This is a genomic window from Phenylobacterium sp. (assembly GCF_036563385.1).
In the GTDB taxonomy this organism is placed as follows: Bacteria; Pseudomonadota; Alphaproteobacteria; order Caulobacterales; family Caulobacteraceae; genus Phenylobacterium.
This window is the reverse complement of record NZ_DATCML010000004.1, coordinates 992,082-1,013,545: the sequence shown is the minus strand read 5'-3', so window position 1 is coordinate 1,013,545 and position 21,464 is coordinate 992,082. Positions and strand designations below refer to the sequence as shown.

Annotated in this window: 20 protein-coding genes; 11 read left to right on the top strand and 9 right to left on the bottom strand. The window is 70.0% G+C overall.

Going from position 1 to position 21,464, the window contains the following annotated elements; all coding sequences use genetic code 11:
- Nucleotides 1–27: 27 nt before the first annotated feature.
- On the top strand, nt 28–165 hold the full coding sequence (locus VIL67_RS05885) for an entericidin A/B family lipoprotein (RefSeq protein ID WP_332047904.1): 138 nt from the start codon (nt 28–30) through the stop codon (nt 163–165).
- 64 nt (nt 166–229) lie between these two features.
- On the opposite strand, the gene VIL67_RS05880 is transcribed toward VIL67_RS05885, so the two are convergent.
- Genes VIL67_RS05880 through chpT form a run of 3 tightly spaced genes read right to left on the bottom strand, consistent with a single transcriptional unit; the run spans nt 230 to nt 2,129 of the window.
- Entirely contained in the window at nt 230–1,045 is an 816-nt protein-coding gene (locus VIL67_RS05880) for a CheR family methyltransferase (RefSeq protein WP_332047903.1), read from the bottom strand.
- Nucleotides 1,042–1,410: a response regulator gene (locus VIL67_RS05875; protein ID WP_332047902.1), complete on the bottom strand. Its 369-nt coding sequence runs from the start codon at nt 1,408–1,410 to the stop codon at nt 1,042–1,044. Before VIL67_RS05875 ends, VIL67_RS05880 begins: the two co-directional genes overlap by 4 nt.
- Nucleotides 1,411–1,469: 59 nt before the next feature.
- Nucleotides 1,470–2,129: a histidine phosphotransferase ChpT gene (gene chpT / locus VIL67_RS05870; RefSeq protein WP_332047901.1), complete on the bottom strand. Its 660-nt coding sequence runs from the start codon at nt 2,127–2,129 to the stop codon at nt 1,470–1,472.
- A gap of 65 nt (nt 2,130–2,194) precedes the next feature.
- Here chpT and VIL67_RS05865 point away from each other — a divergent pair, with 65 nt between their 5' ends.
- Together VIL67_RS05865 and cysQ are read left to right on the top strand one after the other, a co-directional pair.
- Nucleotides 2,195–2,389 carry a DUF3553 domain-containing protein gene (locus VIL67_RS05865; protein ID WP_332047900.1) on the top strand — a complete coding sequence of 65 codons (195 nt, stop codon included), beginning with the start codon at nt 2,195–2,197 and terminating at the stop codon, nt 2,387–2,389.
- A 1-nt stretch (nt 2,390) separates the two neighbouring features.
- A complete protein-coding gene (gene cysQ, locus VIL67_RS05860; RefSeq protein ID WP_332047899.1) occupies nt 2,391–3,161 on the top strand; it encodes a 3'(2'),5'-bisphosphate nucleotidase CysQ in 771 nt (256 codons plus the stop codon).
- A gap of 6 nt (nt 3,162–3,167) precedes the next feature.
- Here cysQ and VIL67_RS05855 read toward each other — a convergent pair whose 3' ends face one another.
- The gene (locus VIL67_RS05855; protein WP_332047898.1) at nt 3,168–3,359 is read right to left on the bottom strand and encodes a hypothetical protein; all 192 of its coding nucleotides are present in this window, start codon (nt 3,357–3,359) and stop codon (nt 3,168–3,170) included.
- A 174-nt stretch (nt 3,360–3,533) separates the two neighbouring features.
- Between VIL67_RS05855 and VIL67_RS05850 the strand changes: the two genes are divergently transcribed.
- The 5 genes from VIL67_RS05850 to VIL67_RS05830 all read left to right on the top strand — a co-directional run bounded on the left by VIL67_RS05850 (nt 3,534) and on the right by VIL67_RS05830 (nt 11,751).
- A complete protein-coding gene (locus tag VIL67_RS05850; protein ID WP_332047897.1) occupies nt 3,534–5,819 on the top strand; it encodes a TonB-dependent receptor in 2,286 nt (761 codons plus the stop codon).
- A gap of 87 nt (nt 5,820–5,906) precedes the next feature.
- Nucleotides 5,907–6,590, top strand: coding sequence for a Fe2+-dependent dioxygenase (locus tag VIL67_RS05845; RefSeq protein ID WP_332047896.1), 684 nt, complete (start codon nt 5,907–5,909; stop codon nt 6,588–6,590).
- A 69-nt stretch (nt 6,591–6,659) separates the two neighbouring features.
- Nucleotides 6,660–7,850, top strand: a complete 1,191-nt coding sequence (locus VIL67_RS05840; protein WP_332047895.1) for an acyl-CoA dehydrogenase — start codon at nt 6,660–6,662, stop codon at nt 7,848–7,850.
- Nucleotides 7,851–7,920: 70 nt separating this feature from the next.
- Nucleotides 7,921–10,284 carry a PAS domain S-box protein gene (locus tag VIL67_RS05835; RefSeq protein WP_332047894.1) on the top strand — a complete coding sequence of 788 codons (2,364 nt, stop codon included), beginning with the start codon at nt 7,921–7,923 and terminating at the stop codon, nt 10,282–10,284.
- Between the two features lie 57 nt (nt 10,285–10,341).
- Nucleotides 10,342–11,751, top strand: coding sequence for a M20/M25/M40 family metallo-hydrolase (locus VIL67_RS05830; RefSeq protein ID WP_332047893.1), 1,410 nt, complete (start codon nt 10,342–10,344; stop codon nt 11,749–11,751).
- Between the two features lie 27 nt (nt 11,752–11,778).
- Here VIL67_RS05830 and VIL67_RS05825 read toward each other — a convergent pair whose 3' ends face one another.
- Nucleotides 11,779–13,848, bottom strand: a complete 2,070-nt coding sequence (locus VIL67_RS05825) for a transglycosylase domain-containing protein (RefSeq protein ID WP_332047997.1) — start codon at nt 13,846–13,848, stop codon at nt 11,779–11,781.
- A 145-nt stretch (nt 13,849–13,993) separates the two neighbouring features.
- Between VIL67_RS05825 and VIL67_RS05820 the strand changes: the two genes are divergently transcribed.
- On the top strand, nt 13,994–15,670 hold the full coding sequence (locus VIL67_RS05820; RefSeq protein ID WP_332047892.1) for an MFS transporter: 1,677 nt from the start codon (nt 13,994–13,996) through the stop codon (nt 15,668–15,670).
- Here VIL67_RS05820 and VIL67_RS05815 read toward each other — a convergent pair.
- The 3 genes from VIL67_RS05815 to VIL67_RS05805 form a co-directional block, all read right to left on the bottom strand.
- On the bottom strand, nt 15,667–16,674 hold the full coding sequence (locus VIL67_RS05815; protein ID WP_332047891.1) for a phosphotransferase: 1,008 nt from the start codon (nt 16,672–16,674) through the stop codon (nt 15,667–15,669). The two genes, VIL67_RS05820 and VIL67_RS05815, sit on opposite strands and share 4 nt — an antisense overlap.
- A 69-nt stretch (nt 16,675–16,743) precedes the next feature.
- A complete protein-coding gene (locus VIL67_RS05810) occupies nt 16,744–17,628 on the bottom strand; it encodes a precorrin-2 dehydrogenase/sirohydrochlorin ferrochelatase family protein (RefSeq protein ID WP_332047890.1) in 885 nt (294 codons plus the stop codon).
- Between the two features lie 10 nt (nt 17,629–17,638).
- Nucleotides 17,639–17,977, bottom strand: coding sequence for a c-type cytochrome (locus VIL67_RS05805; protein ID WP_332047889.1), 339 nt, complete (start codon nt 17,975–17,977; stop codon nt 17,639–17,641).
- A gap of 147 nt (nt 17,978–18,124) precedes the next feature.
- On the opposite strand from VIL67_RS05805, the gene VIL67_RS05800 reads away from it, so the two are divergent.
- Both VIL67_RS05800 and VIL67_RS05795 read left to right on the top strand, forming a co-directional pair.
- Nucleotides 18,125–18,637 carry a (2Fe-2S)-binding protein gene (locus VIL67_RS05800; RefSeq protein ID WP_332047888.1) on the top strand — a complete coding sequence of 171 codons (513 nt, stop codon included), beginning with the start codon at nt 18,125–18,127 and terminating at the stop codon, nt 18,635–18,637.
- Nucleotides 18,638–18,648: 11 nt separating this feature from the next.
- Nucleotides 18,649–20,835, top strand: a complete 2,187-nt coding sequence (locus tag VIL67_RS05795; RefSeq protein WP_332047887.1) for a xanthine dehydrogenase family protein molybdopterin-binding subunit — start codon at nt 18,649–18,651, stop codon at nt 20,833–20,835.
- Here VIL67_RS05795 and VIL67_RS05790 read toward each other — a convergent pair.
- Complete coding sequence (locus VIL67_RS05790) at nt 20,832–21,449, bottom strand: nucleotidyltransferase family protein (RefSeq protein ID WP_332047886.1); 618 nt, start codon at nt 21,447–21,449, stop codon at nt 20,832–20,834. The genes VIL67_RS05795 and VIL67_RS05790 overlap by 4 nt on opposite strands.
- Nucleotides 21,450–21,464 lie beyond the last annotated feature (15 nt).

Genomic DNA, 21,464 nt, shown 5'->3' with positions numbered 1-21,464 from the left:
AGTAGCGACTCCCCGGGAGAATTTGGAATGCGCAAGATTGTTGTGATGGCGGCTCTGACCGCCAGCATGTTCGTCGCGGCCTGCAACACGGTCGCCGGCGCCGGCAAGGACGTCCAAGCCGCCGGCTCGGCCGTCACGGAAACGGCCCAAGACGCCAAGAACTAAGGCCTACACCGGCCGACCAACGGAAGCCCCGTCGCCCCGCGGCGGGGCTTTCGCCTTTTCGGGCTCAGGCCACCGCCTGGAGTTCGGCGTCGGCGACGAACATCCCCGCCAGCCCGAGCGGCCGAAAGCCAAGCGGCGGCGAGACCAGGTCCTGGCGCCCCAGCACTAGGACGCCCCCGCCGTCCACGGCGGCCGTGAGGCCGGCGAGCGCCCGAGCGCGGCCCGCCTCCGTCATCGCCGGGAGCACCTGCCGGCAAAGGACGACATCGAAGCGACCGAGCCGGGAGAGATCATCCAGCAGGTTCACGCGCCGCCAGCGCACCATCTGGCGCAGGCGCGGCGAGAGCTCGAAGGCCTCGTCGCGGCGCTCGAAGTGGCGGACCAGCATGCGGGCCGGGAGGCCCCTCTGGACCTCGAACTGGGTGTAAACCCCGCTTCGCGCCTTCTCCAGCTGGCGCTCGCTGAGATTGGAGGCGAAGAGCTCCACTCGCGCCCCAGCGAGGGGCGCATCGGCCAGCATCATGGCCAGGGAATAGACCTCCTGGCCGGGACCGCACGCTGCCGACCAGACGCGTATGGCCTCTCCCTCGCGCCGGCGCGCCAGCCTCGGCAGCACCTGGTCGCGAAGCAGGGCGAAGACCTCAGGCTCACGGAAGAAGCTTGCGTCGCGCTGGGCCAGGGCCTCCACCACAGCGGAGACCAGCCGTTCCTCCTCCCGGTCCCGCAGCGCCTGCAGCAGCTCGGCCGCCGAGCCGAAGCCCTCGCGCCGGGCCACGGGAGCGAGCCGGCTTTCGATCAGATACTCTTTGTCTGGATCGACAAGGAGGCCGGCCCGCTCTGCGCAAAGCCAGGCCACGAAGGCGCGCTCGCCCGGCGTCACGCCGTCACTCCGGCGGCCGCCAGCTTGTAAGCCATGATCTCGCCGTCGAACGGCTTCATGATGTATTCGTCGGCCCCGCCGTCCAACGCCGCGCGGATACGGTCGAGGTCGTTCTCCACGGAACAGAAGATCACCTTCGGCGTCTGGCCGCCGGGCTCCAGCCGCAGGCGGCGCAGGAAGTCGAGGCCGCCCATGACGGGCATCTGCCAGTCCAGCAGAATCGCGTCGGGCATCACCACCCGGCACCAGGCCAGCGCCTCAGCGCCGTCGGCAGCCTCGGCCACCTCGAAGCCGAGCTCCTCGAGGATTCGGCGCGCCACCTTGCGGATGACGCGGCTGTCGTCGACGACGAGACAGGTCTTCAAGACGCGGTACCCTTCCTTCAGAAGGGTTGTCGCGCGTCAGGGTTAAGGAGCGGTGGAAGTCAGGCTGGAACCGTGGCCGCGAAGGTCACCTTCTCCTCCGTCACGTCGGCGAACACCCGGCCGCCGGCGTCGGCCAGGAACAGGTGCACATAGTAGGCCTGGGCCCAGTGGCCGTGCAGCCCCTCGGCCATCGGCTGCCCCTGAAGGCCGGCCAGGACCTCCGGGCGCAGGCGGGCCCGGGGGCCCGTCGCCTCCACGGCGATGGCTATCGAGGCGCCCTCCTGCACCGCCCGCACCCGGGCGGTGCCCCCGGTGGGGAGCGCGGCTCCGGCCAGTTGGGCCAGGTTCAACAGCGCCCGGGCGGCAGGCTTGTTCACCGCCGGCGTCTCCACCGTCCACGCAAGCTCGGCGCGCATGTGACCAAAGACGCCCTGCGCCAGCTTCTCGAGTTCACGGGCGTCAAAGGTCTCGGCGGAGGCTGAAGCGCCGAACGCCACACGGGTGAAGGCCAGCAGGTCGGCCAGCTTGCGGGCGGAGGTGGCGATCAGGCCCATGGCCTCTTCGCGCATGTCCTGGGCGGAGGGATCGTCCAGCAGGTCCAGGCCCGAGACAATCGCCGACGCCGGGCTGATGAAGTCGTGGCACATCCGTGCGGCGATGTAGGCCGTCAGCTCGGCGGTGCGCACCGCGGGCGCGGGGGAACTCGGAATGTCGCTCATGGCGGCGGACCTTGAGGTGATTTGAGCCTTTGGAAAACGGTCGCGGCCCCATATGAGGACGGGACATGGAGCCGTTTTCCGACCCATTTCTGGAGCCCGGCGTCCTGGTGCGACACCCTGTCGAGGCGGACTGGGGGTTGGGTCAGGTGCAGTCGGTGGCCGGGCGGCGGGTGACGGTGAACTTCGAGCATGCCGGCAAGCAGGTGATTGACGCCGCGGTGGTGAGGCTGGAGTTCGTGGGCGACGATCCGAGGGCTTGAGTTGAGCGACACTGACAACGACATCGGTGCGGCCCTGGCCGAGATCTGCGAGGCGGCGGCGGAGCTGATCCTGCCCCTCTGGCGCTCGGGCCTCCAGGTGCTCCAAAAGGCGGACGAGAGCCCGGTCACCGAGGCCGACCGGCGGGGTGAGACCCTGATCCTCGAGCACTTGGCGCGGCGGTTCCCGGGCGTGCCGGTGATCTCGGAGGAGGACGCGAGCGAGTTCGGCACCCCCGACGCCATCGGGCCGCGCTTCTTCCTGGTTGACCCGCTGGATGGAACGAAGGCCTTCGTCCGCGGCGACCCCAATTTCACCGTCAACATCGGCCTGATCGAAAACGGCCGCCCCGTGGCCGGGGCGGTGTCGGCGCCGCCCACCGGCGAGACCTGGTGGACGGCCGGCGGCGGGGCCTGGAAGCGCGTCAACGGCGGCGCGGCCGCGGCGGTGCGGGTGCGCTCCTGGCCGCAGGGCGAGGCGACGGCCCTGATCAGCCACACCATGAAGGAAGAGACCATCGGGAAGCTCGCGGCCGAGTACGGCTTCGACCGCAAGGAGCCGATGGACTCCTCCATCAAGTTCTGTCGGATCGCCGAGGGCGCGGCCGACATCTATCCGCGGCACGGGCCGACGATGGAGTGGGACGTGGCGGCCGGCCACGCGGTCCTGGAGGCCGCGGGCGGCTCGGTGCTCACCACGGACGGTCAGCCGTTCGGGTACGGCAAGGCGTCAGAAGGCTTCCGAAACGGCTGGTTCGTGGCGCGCGGCGGCTGAGCGCCGTCAGATGTGCTTAAGGACGTTCCACTCGTCGGACGAGGGACCCGACACCGCGGCGGACCACGCCTCGGGCTGGGCGCCAAAGGGCTGCGCCGGGTCGTTGAACAGGAAGTAGCTGAAGAAGCCGACCAGGAAGGCGACGAACGCCATCCACAAGAAGGGCTTCGCGATCTCGAAAGCGCCGCTCGTCGGCATGGGCGGAATTCCCCGGGCAACCGCTGCCCCTCATGTTCGGAACACGGAACCCGGAGCTTGGTTGCGGACGTCCCCTGGGCCGCTCGGCAAGTTGAGAATGATTCGCATTGCCAAGGCCAAGGCGGCTAACTAAGAACGCTTCTCACTTTCAGTCTCAATTGGACGGGGGACGCGTTGACCAGCCACACCATGGGTATCCGCAGTCGCGCGCGCCGATCGCTGGCGCCGGCCGCCTTCGCCAGCATCGCGGGGCTTACCCTGGCGCCGCCCGCATTTGCGGCGGACGATGCGGCGGACGCCCCCACGGTGGATAGCCTGGTGGTGACCGCCCGGCCGGCGGGCGACCCCACCTCCGAGAAGCTCACCGCCACCATCCTCGAGACGCCCAAGAGCATTCAGGTGATCAGCCAGGAGCTGATCCGCACCACGGCGGCCACGACGCTGTCGGACCTGATGCGCACCGTGCCCGGCCTGACCCTCGGCTCCGGCGAAGGCGGGACCTCCATGGGCGACCGGCCGTTCATCCGCGGCGTGGAGTCGACCAACGACGTGTTTGTCGACGGGGTGCGCGACGCCGGCGTCCAGTCGCGCGAGGTCTTCAATCTGGAGCAGGTTGAGGTGACCAAGGGGCCGGGCTCGGTGTTCTCCGGCCGCGGGTCGACTGGCGGCTCGGTCAACCTGGTGACCAAAAGTCCCAAACCCGAGTCATTCCAGGGCGGCACACTGGCGCTGGGAACGGATGAAACCCGCCGCGCCACCATCGACCTGAACCAGATGCTCACCCCCGGTGTGGCGGTCCGACTGAACGCCATGGCCCACGAGGCGGATGTCGCCGGCCGCGACCACGTGAGCGTCAGCCGCTGGGGTGTCGCGCCGTCGCTGGCGCTTGGCCTCGACGGGCCGCTCCGGGCGGTGCTGAGCTACTCTCACCTCGAGACCGACGACGTGCCCGACTACGGCATTCCCTACGATCCGGCGACGCTCCGGCCGATCAAGGGCCACGACGACGACTTCTACGGCCTGCTGTCGCGGGACTTCCACACCACCAAGTCCGACATCGGCACGGTGAAGCTGGAATATGACATCGCCGACAACCTGCGGCTAACCAGCACCACGCGCTACGGCCGCTCGAACAACGCCTATGTGGTGACCAATCCGGACGACAGCCGGGGCAATGTGCGTAACGGCTATCTCTTCCGTTCGTCCAAGAACCGGAACGTGACGACGAGGACGCTCGCCAGCGTCACGAACCTGAGCGGCACGGCCGACTTCGCCGGGTTTTCGCACAGCTTCACCGCCGGCCTGGAGCTGTCGGAGGAGAAGACCCACAATCGGGGTTACTACGTCACCGGGCCCGGCCTGCCACAGCAGCCCGGCTTCCCGCCCGTCGCCGCCGCCACGCGCGTGGATCAGGCGGTGACGGCGACCAACCTGGGCTGCTCATCGCCGACGCGGCTCGGTCCCGCCTTCGGCTACAACTGCACGACTCTAGACAACCCGAACGCCAGGGATCCCTGGATCGGCACCATCAGCCGGGCGATCGCCTTCAACGACAGCACCACCCAGACGACGGCCCTCTACCTGTTCGACACGGTGACCCTGTCGGACCAGTGGTCGGTCAACTTCGCCCTGCGATGGGATGACTTCCGCACCAAGCTCTCAGGGATTACGGCGGCGGTCGCCGCGACGGCGCCCTACTACACGACGACGCCGGTCTCGCTTTCCAACAAGTCGGACTTCCTGAACTACCAGCTGGGCGTCGTGTACCAGCCGGCCCCGAACGGCTCGATCTATGCGTCGGTGGGCACGTCCTCGAACCCCTCGGGCGAAGGGACGGGCGACTTCTCCAGCCTCAGCCTAGCCAACGCCAACCTGGATCCGGAGGAGAACGTCTCCTACGAGCTCGGCACGAAGTGGCAGCTGTTCGGCGAGCGGCTGCTGGCGACCGCGGCCATCTTCCGCACTGAGAAGACCAACGCCCGGGTGACAGATTCCCTCGGGACCATCCTGCTGGTGGGCGAGCAGCGGGTGGACGGCGTCGAGCTGTCCGCCAACGGCCGGATCAACGACCGCTGGAGCGTGTTCGGCGGCTATACCTGGCTGGATTCCAAGATCGTCGACGGCGGCCCGCTGCGCACCAACGAGGGCAACCGCTTCCCCAACACCCCCGAGCATTCGCTGACCGTCTGGAGCACCTATGCGGTGAACCCGGCGATCAGCCTCGGCGGAGGCGCCGTCTATATGAGCGAGCGGTTCGCCGACCCCGCCAACCTGCGCAAGGTGGACAGCTACTGGCGACTGGACGCGGTGGCCAGCTGGCAGGTCACCCGCAACGTGCGCCTGCAGCTGAACCTCAACAACATCACCGACGAGCGCTACGTGGAGCGCCCGTTCCAGACCCATATGGTCCAGATCGCCGCCGGCCGTTCGGCGCTCTTGACCGCCAATCTCGAGTTCTGATCCTCCTCCCCCTGAGGGATCAGGCTCGTGACGCCCCGTCGGCCGCCGCCGGCGGGGCGTCTTCGCGCAAGCCGGAGACGGTAGTCCATGATGCTGCACATCCCCCAGGTGCTGAGCCCCGACCAGGTCGCCGAGCTCCGGGCCCTGATCGACTCCGCTGAATGGGTCGACGGCAACGCGACGTCGGGGCGTCAGTCGGCGCTGGCCAAGCGCAACCTGCAGCTAGCCGAAGGCAGCGACGCGGCGCGGGCCGCCGGCGCGCGGGTGCTGGACGCCCTGGAACGCACCCCGATGTTTGTGGCCGCCGCCCTGCCGCAGACGGTCTTCCCGCCGCTGTTCAACCGCTATGGCGGGGGCCATGGCTTCGGCGTGCACGTGGACAACGCCATTCGCCAGACGCGCGACGGCAGGACGCGCATCCGCAGCGATCTCTCGGCCACCCTCTTCCTCACCGACCCCGAAGCCTACGACGGCGGCGAGCTGCAGGTGGAGGACACGTTCGGCGTGCATTCGGTGAAGCTGCCGGCCGGCGACATGGTCCTCTACCCGGCCTCCAGCCTGCACGAGGTGACGCCAGTGACGCGGGGCGAGCGGGTCTCGAGCTTCTTCTGGATCCAGAGCATGGTGCGCAGCGACGAGCGCCGCGCCCTGCTGTTCCAGATGGACGTCGCCATCCAGCAGCTCGCTGCCCGGGTGGGCGCGGGCGAACCGGAGCTGGTCTCCTTGACGGGCTCCTATCACAACCTTCTCAGGATGTGGTCCGAAGTCTAGGTATGGCGGGGCCTACCCGCCGCCGCGAAATGGGGCCATAAGGCCGGCGACCAGACTTGGAGGACTCCCATGCCGCTCGACACCGGCGCCAGCCAGAAGACCTATCGCTGGGACGACCCCCTGGACCTCGCGGCGCGTCTGTCCGAGGACGAGCGGATGGTCTGGGAGGCGGCCCGCGCCTACGCCCGGGAAAAGCTGCTGCCCCGCGTGGTCTCGGCCTACGCCGAGGAGCGGTTCGACCGCGAGATCATGACCGAGATGGGCGAGCTCGGCTTCCTCGGGCCGACCATTCCGGAAGAGTACGGCTGCGCCGGCGTCAACCACGTGGCCTACGGCCTGATCGCCCGCGAGATCGAGGCGATCGACAGCGGCTACCGCTCGGCCATGAGCGTGCAGTCCTCTCTGGTCATGTACCCGATCTACGCGTTCGGCTCGGAAGAGCAGAAGCGCAAGTTCCTGCCCGGGATGGCGAAGGGCGAGATCATCGGCTGCTTCGGCCTCACCGAGCCCGATGGCGGCTCCGATCCCGCCTCCATGCGCACCGTCGCGAAGAAGGTGGACGGGGGTTACGTGCTGAACGGTGCGAAGATGTGGATCACCAACTCCCCGATCAGCGACGTGGCGCTCGTCTGGGCGAAGCTGGATGACACCATCCGAGGTTTCCTCGTGGAGCGGGGGGCCAAGGGCTTCGAGACCCCCAAGATCCAGAACAAGCTGTCGCTGCGCGCCTCGGTGACCGGCGAGATCGCCCTGGCGGACGTGTTCGTGCCGGAAGACATGATGCTGCCGGGCGTGAAGGGCCTGCGGGGGCCGTTCTCGTGCCTCAACAAGGCCCGCTACGGCATCGCCTGGGGCGCCATGGGGGCGGCGGAGTTCTGCTTCCACGCGGCGCGGGACTACACCTCCAGCCGCTCGCTGTTCGGCCGCAGCCTGGCGTCGCGCCAGCTCGTGCAGAAGAAGCTGGCCGACATGTCCACGGAGATCGCGCTGGGCTTCGAAGGCGCGCTGGCGCTCGGCCGGCTGATCGACGAAGGCGCCTGGGTGCCCGAGGCGATCTCGATGCTGAAGCGGAACAACTGCGGCAAGGCCCTGGACATCGCGCGGGTCGCCCGCGACATGCACGGCGGCAACGGCATCTCGGGCGAGTACCACGTGATGCGCCACGCCTCGAACCTGGAGACGGTGAACACCTACGAGGGCGCCCACGACGTCCACGCCCTGATCCTGGGCCGGGCGATCACGGGCGAGAACGCCTTCTAAAACAGTCGCTGGCGATCAGAACCTTACGTTTACCAGGCTAATGTTAGCCTTCCCCGGTTGAGGGGAACGCATGGGCCGAACGCGCAAATCCGGCGCCGCCTGCAAGGACGAGATGATCCGCTGGCTGTTCGAAAACAGCGGCGACCTCATGCATGTGGCCGGACCAGGCGGCGTGCTGAAGCTGGTGAACCCCGCCTGGGTGCGCGTGAGCGGCTGGCCCGAGGCCGAGCTCATCGGCCGCTCCATACGCGAGCTGATCCACCCCGACGACCTGCCGAGCGTGCAGCAGCGGGTCCGGGAGATGGCCGAGGGCGACGTCCGCCAGAGCCGGATCCGGCTCCTGCAGAAGAACGGCGAGTGGCTGTGGGTGTCGGCCCGCAGCAAGAAGATGCCCGACCAGTCGCTGATCGTGACCATGCGCGACGCCAGCGAGGAGATGGCCCGCGAGGCCGAGATCGACGACGCCCGGCGCGAGCGCAAGCTGCTGGGCGCCGCCTCGGGGGTCGGGATCTGGTCGTTCGAGCCGGGCGGCCATAGCATCTACTGGTCCGACGAACTCCTGGCCCTCACCGGCTTCGAGGCCGAGGACGTCGACACCCCCGAGAAGTTCATGGCCCAGCTGGATCCCGCCGAGGGGGCGATGGTCTTCGCCGCCCTCCGCAAGGGCACGCTGGAGGGCGGCTCTGCTCAGCTGGAGCACCGGATCCGGCGCAAGGATGGTCGCTGGATCACCGTGCGCGCGACTTTCCACGCGGAGCCCCGCGAAGGCGGCGTGTACGCGCTGAAGGGCCTTTCGCAGGACATCACCGAGCTCGTGGAGGCTCGCGACGCCGCCCGCGAGGGCGAGGCCCGCATGCGGCTGGCCCGCCGCGAGGCGCTGGAGAACGCGAAGCGCCTGAAGCTCGCCCTCGAGGCCGCCGGCGCCGGCGTCTACGAGATCGACCACGTCAACAAGAGCTTCTGGTGCTCGCCGGAGTTCAAGAAGCTGACCGGAAAGGGCCGGCGCAGCACCTACGAAGAGGCCACCCAGCTCCGCTACCCCGGCTTCCATCCCGACGACCTGGAGCATGTGCGCGCCTCCTTCCGCGCCCTCCATGCGGGCGACAAGGACTCGGGCGAGGCCTTCGAGGCCCGCATCGTGCGCGAGGACGGCGAAGAGCGCTGGGTCCGGGTCGTCCACCACCTGAAGGTCGGCCGGAACGGCCGCTGGCTGAAAGCCGTGGGCCTGATCCACGATTTCGACGCCCACAAGCGGCAGGAACTGGCGCTGATCGAGGCGCAACGCGCCGCGGAAGCGGCCGGCGAGGCCAAGGCCGCCTTCCTGGCCAACATGAGCCACGAGATCCGCACGCCCTTGAACGGCGTGATGGGCGTGCTGCAACTGCTCCGCAAGGAAAGCCTCTCTGGCGAGGGCCGCGCCATGCTGGAGGAGGCGCTCAACTGCGGCCACATGCTGGCCGAGCTGCTCAACGACGTCCTGGACTTCTCGAAGATCGAGGCGGGCCGCCTGGAGCTGGCCTGCGAGCCGATCGACCCGGCCCTGCTGGCCGATGGCGTCGTGCGCCTGCTGGGGCCGCAGGCTCAAGGCAAAGGCCTGGAGCTTCGTCTCGACGCGGACCCCGCGCTGGGCTGGGTGCGCTCAGACCCCGTGCGCCTGCGCCAGGCGCTCTTCAACCTGGTCGGCAATGCGGTGAAGTTCACGGAGCGGGGGCACGTCACCATCCGGTGCTCGTCGCCCGCAGAGGGCCGCCTGCGGTTCGAGGTGCAGGACACCGGCGTCGGCATCCCGGCGGCGGCCCAGCCGCGCATCTTCCAGCGCTTCGACCAGGGCGACGCCTCGACGACCCGCAAGTTCGGCGGCACGGGCCTTGGGCTCGCCATCACCAAGCGGCTGGCCGAGATGATGGGCGGCGACGTGGGCTTCAGCTCGGTGGAAGGCGAAGGCTCCACCTTCTGGCTGGAGGTGGCCGCCGAGCCGGCCGAAGCCGCCGCGCCGCAGGAGGAAAGCTCCGAGGCCATCCTGGACGGCGTGCGGGTGCTGGTGGTCGAGGACAACGCCACCAACCGGATGATCGCCACCAAGATGCTGGAGCAGCTGGGCGCCTCGGTGGAGACGGCGGCAGACGGCTACCTCGGCGTGGAGGCCGCCGGCCGTGGCGGCTTCGACCTGGTGCTGATGGACGTGCAGATGCCCGGCATTGACGGGCTTGAAGCCGTACGCCGCATCCGCGCCCTGCCCGGCCCCGTAGCCGCGACCCCGGTGATCGCGCTCACCGCCAACGTGCTCTCGCACCAGCGCCAGTCCTACCTCGACGCGGGCATGGACGGGGTTGTCGGCAAGCCGATCTCCCCAGCGGCCCTGATCGCCGAGATCGCCCGCATCAGCGCGCCTGCGCGTGCCGAGCCGACGCAGCTGGAGATCGCTGTCGCCTGACCTCTTCCGGCGCCGGCGCCCCCGTGCTTGATTGGCCCCCGAACAGCGGGGGTGCGTATGCGGAAGATCCTGGCGGCCTTGATCGGCTCCACCATGCTGGCCGGCGCGGCGGACGCGCAGGCCCAGGGGCCGCGGCCGGACCAGCAGGCCTTCCGTGAGATCTACGAAGAGCTGGTGGAGACCAACACCACCCTCTCCTCCGGCAGCTGCACCGAGGCGGCCGCCAAGATGGGCGCCCGGCTGCGCAAGGCCGGGTTCGCCGAAGGCGACATCCACCTGCTGACCGAGCCGTCGCACCCGAAGGAAGGCTCGATCGACGCCGTGCTGAAGGGCTCGGACGCAAAGGCCAAGCCGATCCTGCTGCTTGGCCACCTCGACGTGGTGGAGGCCAGGCGCGAGGACTGGACCAGCGACCCGTTCACCCTGATCGAGGAGAACGGCTACTTCTACGGTCGCGGCACGGCCGACATGAAGGCCATGGACGCGATCTGGGTCGACACCCTGATCCGCATGAAGACGGCGGCCAAGCCGCCCCGCCGCACTGTGAAGATGGCGCTGACCTGCGGCGAGGAGACGGCCGAGGCCTTCAACGGCGCCGACTGGCTGGTGCGCAACCGCCCTGAGCTGATCAGTGCCGAGTTCGCCCTGAACGAGGGCGGCGGCGGCCAGCTGAACGCCGAGGGCCGCAAGGAGCGGATGGGCGTCCAGGTGGGCGAAAAGACCGCCCAGAGCTATCTGCTCACCGTCACCAATCCGGGCGGACACTCGTCGCGGCCGCGGCCGGACAACGCCATCTACGAGCTGGCCGACGCCCTGCTGAAGATCCGCAGCTATGTCTTCCCAACCCGGCTGAACGACACGACGCGGGTGGGCTTCGGCCTTCGCGCACAAGCGGGTGACGCGGTCGGCGAGGCGCTGAAGAAGCTGCTGGCCAACCCCGCCGACGCGGAGGCCGCCCGCGTGGCCGCGACCGACGCGAACGTCAACGCCATCCTGCACACCAACTGCGTCGCCACGCGGCTCGACGCCGGCCACGCCAGCAACGCCTTGCCGCAGCGGGCGACCGCGATCGTGAACTGCCGGATCTTTCCCGGGGAGACCGTGGAAGGCACCCGCGAGACCCTGGTCAAGGTGGTGGCCGATCCGCGGGTGAGCATCGAGACGGTGCAGCCGGTCCGCCCGATCGCCACCCAGCCGCCTCTCGACCCCAAGGTCATCGGCCCGATGAAGGCGGTGGCGGCCAAGCACTTCCCGGGCGTGCCGCTGATCCCGTCCATGCTGGCTGGCGCGACCGACGGCCGCTACTTCGGGCCGGCGAAGATCCCGGTCTATGGCGCGCCCGGCGTGTTCGGCGATCCGGACGGCAACGGAGCTCACGGCCTCAACGAACGGCTGCGCGTCAGCTCGGTCTACGAGGGCCGCGACTACCTGTTCGACCTGGTGAGCGCCTACGCCTACGGGAAGTAGGCGGCTGGCGGCGCGCGCCCCGCCGCCCTATGGCGTTGGCGCTTCCGCGGGCTCGTCGTCGGGCGCAGGCTCGTCGACCTCGGGCGGCGGCACGGCCAACTCGTCCGGACGCACGGCCACCGGCGGGGGCGCTTCTGCGCCGGGCGGCAGGTCCAGCGGCGCCTCGTCGGTGGGCGCGCCCTCGAAGGGCGGCAGCTCCAGGGGCTCGGGGGCGATAGCCTCCAGGTCCAGGGTCTCGGCCTCGTCCGCGACGGCCGCGGGCTGGCGGAAGTCCTGCCGCGAGGCGGCGAAGCTGGTGAATTCGCGGAAGACCCGGGCGGGGATGCTGCCGCCCGTCACCCGGTTCATCGGCGTGTTGTCGTCGTTGCCGACCCAGACGCCGACAACCAGGTCCCCGGTGAAGCCGATGAACCAGGCGTCGCGATAATCCTGGCTGGTGCCGGTCTTGCCGTAGACCGGGACGCCGAGGTTGGCGCCGGCGCCCGTGCCGCGGGTGACCACGTCGCGCAGCAGGACCAAGAGGCCGTCCCGCTCGCGGCGGTTCAGAGCGCGAGGCCGCGGCGGGCCGCCGAACGGACCGTAGGCCGGCTCCACCAGCAGGCCGCGGGGACGCACCGGCGCCTGGCCGGCCGCGACCGCGGCATAGGCCGAGGTCAGCTCCAGCAAGGACATCTGGGACGTGCCGAGCGCGATGGTCGGATCGTTGGGGATATCCGAGCGGACGCCCAGATCGCGCGCCGCACTGATGACGTTCTGGCGGCCCACCTGCTCGGACAGGCGCACGGCCGCCACGTTGCTGGACCGGGCGAAGGCGTCGCGCAGCGGCACCGGCCGGCCGGCGTATTCGCCCTCGTGGTTCTGCGGGGTCCAGTCGCCGAGGCGCAGGGGCGCGTCCAGGATGGCGCTGTCGGGGGTGTAGCCGCGGCGCAGCGCCGCCAGGTAGACGAACAGCTTGAAGGCCGAGCCCGGCTGCCGCTGCGCCTGCGTCGCGCGATTGAACTGGCTCTTCTGGTAATCGAGGCCGCCAACCATGGCGACCACCCGGCCGTCGGTGCGCATGGCCACGAGCGCGGCCTGGGTGGCGCGCTGGCCTCGGGCGCTGCCGACGGCGCGGCGGATCGCCCGCTGCGCCTGGGCCTGCAGCACCGAGTCCAGAGTGGTCTGCACCCGCACCTCGCCGTAGGCGCGGTCGAACACCCGCTTGGTGTCAGCCGAGATCCAGTCGGCGAAGTAGGAACCCACCGGCAGCACGGCGCGGCCTTCGCGCAGGCGGACGCGGCGCGCCTGTCGCGCCTGCTGCGGAGTCAGCATCCCCTGCTCGACCATGGCCGCCAGCACCACGCGCTGGCGGCGCTGAGCGGCCTGGAAATCCTCCGTGGGGGCCAACCTCGAAGGGGCCTTCACCACGCCGGCCAGCATGGCGGCCTCTCCGGCGGTGAGCTGCTCAGCGGCCTTGTTGAAGTAGTGCCGGGCGGCCGCGCGCAGTCCGAACACCCCGTCGCCGAAATAGACGGAAGACAGGTACCTGGAGAGGATCTCTTCCTTGGACAGCCGCGCCTCGAGATAGAGGGCGATCAGCGCTTCCTGCGCCTTGCGCCGCAGCGTCTGCCGGTTGGTGAGGAAGGCGTTCTTGGCCAGCTGCTGGGTGATGGTCGAGCCGCCCTGGCGGACTTCCCCCTCCTCTGCATTGGTCACCGCGGCCCGAGCGATGCTGCGGAAGTCGAGCCCGAAGTGCCGGTAGAATCGCCGGTCCTCGATGGCGATGAAGGCTCCGGCCACATGCTCGGGCAGCCGCTCCACCTCCACCGGCGCCTCCTTGTACGACCCTCGCCGAGCGAAGGGCTTGCCGTCGGCGGTGACCAGCACCAGCGTCGGGCTCTCCAGCGGCTCCAGCGCGCGGCCCACCGGCAGGGCCCAGCTCAGCCAGAGGAACAGCAGGACCAGAGCGGCGGCGGCGGCGAGCGCAATCTGAACCGGCCGCCGGCGCCAGACGGAGACGCGCGCCTCCGGCGGCGGCGGCTCGGCCGGCGGCGGAGCTGCACCCACACCGGCCGGCGCGGCCACATACTCCAGCCGCCCTTCCGGATAGTCCCTCATGTCCTGCAAAGCGCGTTCTCCAGCTGCCCGTCCAGAACGGGCGCAGCCTTGGGCGGTTCGCCCGCCGCTGTCCATTCTCCGCCACCGCCTTCCAACGCTTCGCAGAGCGGTGCTACAGCTTGCCGTCAAGTCCGGGGAGAAACGTATGGCGGAGATCACCGCAGATCAGGCTGGGGCGCAGAAGAAGGAGACCTCGCTGACCACGGTCGTGGCCGCGTCGGCAGCCGGCACAGCCTTCGAGTGGTACGACTTCTTCGTCTTCGGAAGCCTGATCCAGGTCATCTCCCGCACCTTCTTCTCGGGCCTGCCCGAGACGGCGGGCTATATCGCCGCCCTGGCCATGTTCGGAGCGGGCTTCCTGTTCCGACCGCTTGGCGCGCTGATCTTCGGCCGCATCGGCGACCGCGCCGGCCGCAAGGGGGCCTTCATGGCCACCGTCCTGATGATGGGCGGCGCCACCTTCGCCATCGGCCTGCTGCCCAGCTACGCCCAAGCCGGCTTGATCGCGCCGGCGCTGCTGGTCCTGATGCGCATCGTGCAGGGCATCGCGCTCGGCGGCGAGTATGGCGGCGCCGCGATCTATGTGGCTGAGCACGCCCCGCCCGGCGCCCGCGGCCGCGCCACGAGCTGGGTGCAAACCTCCGCCGCCATCGGCCTCTTCGGCGCGCTGATGGTGATCCTCGTCACACGGGTCGTGGTGGGCGAGCTGGCCGGCCCTGAAGCCTTCGACGCCTGGGGGTGGCGGATCCCCTTCCTGGTTTCCGCCCTGCTGCTGGCCGTGTCGGTCTGGATGCGGCTGAAGCTCTCGGAGAGTCCGGCGTTCGCCAAGATGAAGGAAGAGGGCTCCCACTCGAAGGCCCCCTTCAAGGAGGCCTTCGGAACCTGGCCGAACCTGAAGCTGGTGCTGATCGCGCTTGCGGCCATCATGTTCGCCCAGGGCGCCGTCTGGTACACCGCCTTCTTCTACGTGCAGACCTTCATGGAGCGCTTCCTGAAGGCGCCGCCCGCAACCATCAACATCCTGATGCTGTCGGCCACTGCAGCCAGCGCGCCGCTCTATGTCTTCTTCGGCTGGCTCTCCGACAAACTCGGCCGCAAAGCCGTGATGCTGTTCGGCATGACCCTGATGCTGGCGGCGTACTTCCCGGGCTTTCACCTGCTGTCGCAGACCTTGAACCCGGCGCTGGCCGAGGCGGAGGCGCGGACGCCGGTGGTGGTCGTGGCCGACCCCGCCGACTGCTCGCTGCAGTTCGACCCGGTGGGCAGGGCGCAGTTTGTCACCTCCTGCGACATCGCCAAGAGCACCTTGGCCAATGCGGGCGTGTCCTACACCACCCAGCCCGGCGTCCCTGGCGCCCCGGCGCAGGTCCGCATCGGCGGCGCCATCATCAACTCCGTGGACGCCAGCGGGCATCCGCCGGAGGTGACCAAGGCCCTGAAGGCTTCCGTCGAACGCCAGATCAAGCAGGGCCTGGCCGTGGCCCGCTACCCGGAGAAGGCCGATCCCGCCCGCATGAACCTGATCGGCGCCTTCGGCGTGCTGCTGGTGTTCGTGGTCGCCGCCACCGCCCTTTACGGTCCGATCGCAGCCTGCCTGGTCGAGCTGTTCCCGACGCGGATCCGCTACACGGCGCTCAGCCTGCCCTACCACGTGGGCACCGGCTGGGTGGGCGGCTTCGTCCCCTTCACCGCCTTCGCCATCGTGACCGCCGTCGGCGACATCTACTCGGGCCTCTGGTACCCCTTCGCCTTCACGCTGATCAGCGTCCTGACCTGCCTGTTCCTCCTGCCGGAGACGAAGGGCCGCTCACTGGATTCTTAGGCCGCAGCGGCGAGCCGATCGGCGAAGTCCGTGCTGCGGAAGCCGGCGAGGGCTTCCCGCAGCAGCGCCGCGCCATAAGCCAGCCGGTTGGCAGCCTGCCAGAGGTCCAGGCGGCCGGCCGCAAGTTCGTCCCGAAGGACGGCATGCGGCTGCGCCCGCGACGGATCCGCCGCGCCCGGCGTGGCGGCCGCGGCGCCGCTCAAGGCGAACATCAGGCCGTAGAACAGGTAGTTCACCTGGCGCATGACGAAGAGGCGCGAACGCCTCGCCTCCGTCGGCTCGGCGAGGAAGTAGGTGCGCAGGAGGAGATCCTCCTCCGCCGGCCCGCGGCAGAACCAGTTGGCGGCGGCCGCCAGGTCCACATACCGGTCGGCCAGGAAGGCGGCGTCCCAGTCGATGAGCCACAGCCGCCGACCATCGTAGAGGACGTTGCGGGCGTTCAGGTCGTTGTGACTCGAGACTAGGTCGGCCGGCGGCGTGCGGTAGGTTTCGCGGAAGCGCTCGAACCGGGCGACCAGCTCCTCAGCCTCGGGAGAGGACAGGCCAGCCCCGCGGAACCAGCGCACGATCTCGTCCATCCCCGTCAGGTAATCCACGGCCGGCGGGAAGGCGGGCGTGGCGTGTAGCAGGCGCACCGCCTGGGCGAGCTCCACGACCATGGCCTGGCGGCCGGCGCGATAGTCGGCGAGCGGCTGCTCGGGGACCAGGTCCATGATCACCACGCCCGTCGCCGGATCGGCGAACCGCACGGAGGGAGCCAAGCAGGCGTCGGCGGCCGACTGCATGCAGGCGTGAGCGCGGACGGGATCCCCGAACGGGGGCGAGGCCGGCGGCTCCAGCCGCAGGATGTAGGCGATGCCGCCGACCCGGATGCGGAACAGGGCGGCGCCGGACATGCCGCCACTGATCTGCGCGGGCGGGGCGTCGGGAGCGGTCACGCCAAAGGCGGAAAGCAGCGCGGCCGCCACCTGGGCGCGCCGCTCGGAAGGAACAGGGTCAAGCATAGCGCACTCCAGAGGGAGCGCGCTATCTACCCGGGTAAAAACCCACCGGCAATATCATCCGGGTATAATTCAAGCTTCCACCACCGGGAGCACCTCGATGGTCACGCCGGCGGCGGCGAAGTCCTCCGTCGGCACGTGGCCATCGTGCAGACGGACAACCCGCATGCCGTCCTCCACCAGCCGCCGCAGGCGCTCGGGCGATAGATCTTGGGGCGCCAGCCGTTCCGCGTCCCGGCGGGCCAGGGAGATCACGTTCGGGTCGACGCCCGGATCGCACACCAGCACGTCGGCCGCGGCCAGGGCCCGGCTCGCCCTGAGGCTGAGGTTGTCGGCGGGGCCGCGGGCGTCCAGCACCTGGATGACGCCGAGCCCGGGCGCATCGTCGGCCAGCGCCTGGCGCAGCCGGTCGGCGGCGGCCTGCATGTCGCCCGACATGGCCGCCTGGGCGGCTGGGCCGGTGAGCGCCGCCCGCAGGAAGGCGCGGCGGCGATGCGGCTCGGGCAGGGCCCGGCGGACCTCGTCCTGCAGGCTGCGGAACAGGGCGGCCACGCGGCCGGCGCCCTCCGGCACGCGGGCCTCGATGTCGTGGCGTAGAAGGGTGGCCAGCATGGGCGAGGCGCCCGCCGTGCCCACCGCCGCCACCACCTCGCCGCGGTCGATAACCGCCGGGGTGGTGAAGTCGCAGAGCTGCGGCCGGTCGACGACGTTCACCGGCACGTGCGCCTTGCGGGCCGCAGCCGCGGCTGCCGTGGCGAACGCGTCGTCCGGGCTGGCCACGAAGGCCAGGGCCGCCCCCTGATATGAGACCGGGCTGAGAGCGTCGGCCCCGCTGAGCCGACGCACATCGGCGGGGGAGCCGTCGAACAGCCGCGCCTTGGCCTCGGCGCCCTCCCCTTCCCCCGCGATGACGACCGTACGGCCAGCGAGCGGGAAAAAGGCGGGGAAGGCGTCCATGCGCCCGATCCTACTTCAGCGTCTTGAGGTAGGCGATAATGGCGGCGCGGTTCTCCTCGGACGGCACGGAGACCATCATGCGGGTGCCGGGCGCGAACTGAGCCGGGGCCTTGAGGAAGGCGTCCAGGTTGGCGTCGGTCCAGGTCCCGCTCTTGCCCTTCAGGGCCGGCGAGTAGTTGAACTCCTTCGAGGCGATCTTCGCGCCCGCCACGCCGGTCAGCGAGGGCCCCATCGGGCCGCCCGTGTGGCACATCTTGCACTGCATGTTGAACAGCTGGCCGCCGTCGGCGGCGAGCGCCGGGCTGGCGGCAAGGCTCAGGGCTGCGACAGCGAAAATCGAACGAAACAAATCGGCTCTCCTTGAAGAATGGGTATGGCGCGCGTGTCGCGGAGCATTGCTATCGCATCATCGGCCGGGCGCAAGGCTGCCCGGCTTACCCGACGATCTGAACGCAGCTAGGATGACCAACGGACAGGCGTTCCCGGGGATTTGATTATGGCCACAACGCTCGATGTGAACGGCAAGCCGCTGCAGGTGCAGGCCGGGCCGGACACCCCGCTTCTCTGGGTGTTGCGAGATGAACTGGGGCTGACCGGGACCAAATATGGCTGCGGCGTCGCCCAGTGCGGCGCGTGCACCGTGCTCGCCGATGGCCAGCCGATCCGCTCCTGCTCCACCCCGATCTCGGCTGTGGGGACCATGAAGATCGCCACCATCGAGGGCCTTGGGGGCAACCACCCGCTGCAGCAGGCCTGGGTGAAGCACGACGTGCCGCAGTGCGGCTACTGCCAGTCGGGCCAGATCATGAGCGCCGTCGCCCTGCTGAACACCACGCCCGCGCCCACCGATGAGGCGATCTCGGCGGCCATGGATGGCAACATCTGCCGCTGCGGGACCTACCAGCGGATCCGGGCGGCCATCAAGGACGCCGCCGGCCTGGCGCCCGCCCAGCCGCCGCCCATCGCCGTCAATCCGCAGCCGCTGCCCGTTCCGCCGCCGAAGGCCTGAGGAGACCTGCGATGAAGAAGCTCCTCAAGGACCTGAGCCAGGGCGCCACGCGCCGCGAAGCCCTGGCGGTCGGCGCCACCCTGGCCGGCGGCGCCCTGCTGGTGGGCTGCTCGCCCGCCGACATCATGAGCATCGGGGCGAAGAAGGACTTCGGCGCTTTCGGGCCCTTCCTGCGCATCAGCCCCGATGGCTGGGTGACGGTGCTCTCCAAGCACATCGAGTTCGGCCAGGGGAACCATGCCGGGCTCGCGGCCATCGTGGCCGAGGAGCTCGGCGCCGATTGGGCCAAGGTCCGCGTCGAGCAGGCCCCGGGCAACGCCAAGGTCTACGCCAACACACTGATGGGCGTGCAGGGCACGGGCGGCTCGACCGCCATCGCCAACTCCTGGCAACAGCTGCGCACCGCCGGCGCTTCGGCCCGCGCCATGCTGGTGCAGGCCGCCGCCGCCCGGTGGAACGTGCCGGCCGGCGAGGTGACCGTGCAGGACGGCGTGGTGCGCCACGCCGGGTCGAACCGCCAGGCGGGCTTCGGCGAGCTGCTGGAGGACGCGGCCAAGGTGACCCCGCCGCAATCCCCGACCCTGAAGGATCCGAAGACCTTCACCCTGATCGGCACTGACCGGGTCCGCCGCAAGGACTCGGTGGCCAAGAGCACGGGCCAGGCCAGGTTCACCCAGGACGTGCGGCTGCCGAACATGCTGGTGGCCATGGTGGCCCACCCGCCGCGCTTCGGCGCCAAGGTGAAGAGCTTCGACGCCGCTCCGGCCCGCCAGATCGCGGGCGTGGTCGACGTCTTCCAGATCCCGAGCGGCGTGGCCGTGGTGGCCGAGAACACCTGGGCGGCGCGGCAGGGCCGGGACGCCCTGAAGGTCGTGTGGGACGAGAGCAAGGCGGAAAAGCGCGGCTCGGCGGAGATCACCGCCCTCTATCGCGACATCGCCACGGGGAAAACCACGCCCGACAAGACCGAGTGGGTCGCCTTCGACAGCAAGGGCGACGCCGCTCAGGCGGCGGGCGGGACCGCGGCGCTCGAGACCGCCTACGACTTCCCGTACCTGGCGCACGCGTCCATGGAGCCGCTGGACTGCGTGGCCATCGTCGACGGCAACCGCTGCAAGCTGATCCATGGCTCGCAGATCCCGACCATGGACCAGATGAACGCCGCGAAGGTCGTGATCAACGCGCCGGGCGCCATCGAGGTCGAGACCCTGTTCGCCGGCGGCTCGTTCGGGCGCCGCGCGACCTTCCAGTCCGACTACGTGGTCGAATGCGTGCACATCGCCAAGAAGGTCGGCAAGGGCCGGCCGGTGAAGCTGGTCTGGACCCGTGAAGACGACATGCAGGCGGGCTACTACCGTCCGATCGTGCACCATGCGGTCCGCGTCACCACCGATGCGGACGGCTTCCCGGCCACCTGGCGCCATCGGATCGTCACGCAGTCGATCATGAAGGGCTCGCCCATGGGCACGCCCAAGCTGGACGACACCGCGGTGGAGGGCGCCAAGGGCTCGCCCTATCTGAAGGCCACGCCGGTGGTGGACGCCCAGGTGATCACGCCGGACATCGGGGTGCCGGTGCTGTGGTGGCGTTCTGTGGGCGCGACCCACACCGCCTTCGTCATGGAGCACACCATCGACCAGCTGGCGCGCAAGGCCGGCAAGGATCCGGTGGACTACCGCCGCGCACTCTATGTGAAGGCCGGAGCCAACCGGCACCTGGCGGCGCTGAACCTGGCCGCCGAGAAGGCGGGCTGGACAACGCCGGCCCCTGCGGGCTGGACGCGCGGCGTGGCGGTGCACGAGAGCTTCGGCTCGGTGGTGGCGCAGATCGCGGAAGTGCAGCTGGTGGACGGCCAGCCGAAGGTCGGCCGGGTGGTCACCGCCATCGACTGCGGCATCGCCATCTCGCCCAACCAGGTCGCGGCCCAAATGGAGGGGGGCACCTGCTACGGCCTCTCGGCCGCGCTCTACGGCGCGATCACTCTCACGGACGGCAAGGTCGACCAGCAGAACTTCGACACCTATCGGGTGCTGCGGAATTCCGAGGCGCCCAGGGTGGAAACCTACATCGTCTCGTCGCCGAACCCGCCGAGCGGCGTGGGGGAGCCGGGCACGCCCGTGATTGCCCCTGCGGTGGCCAACGCCCTGCTGGCGATGGGCGGCCAGCCGACCACCAGCCTCCCGTTCGTCAAGGCCTAGCGCGGCAGGTCCTCAGCCCGGTCGACGTCGTAGAGCACGCCGTCGTCCGGGGCCGTCACGAGGGCCAGCCGCTCGCCGAGGCCCTCCAGCACGGCGCGGGCGCCGGCGTCGCCGCTGAGCGCCAGCACCTGCGGGAACAGGGCCGCGGACAACAGCACGGGATTGCCTCGCCGGCCCTGGAAGACGGGCGCGGCGGCCGGCGCGCCCGCGTCGACCGCTTCGGCCATAGGCCGGAGGATCTCGCGCGGCACGCGGGGCATGTCGCCCAGGAACACGAAGGCCGCCTCCGTCTCGGCGGGAAGGCTCGCGATCCCCATCCGCAGCGAATGAGCCATGCCCAGGGCGTAATCGGCCGCGTGCACCATCCGCAGGCGCGCGTGCACCCCCAGACGGTCGGCCAGACGGATGGCGGCCTGCGCCACCGCCTGCTCCTGCGCGCCTGTGACCACCGTGACGCTCCGCGCCGGGGCTGCGAAGGCGGCGGCCAGGGCGCCGTCCAGCAGGACGCCCGCCATATAGGGCGCGAGCAGCTTGCCGCCGCCGAAACGGGAGCCAGCGCCCGCGGCCAGAACCACGGCTTCGAAGCATTGCGGCCCACCCGCCTCTGTCGCCAACCGCCGATCCTCTCT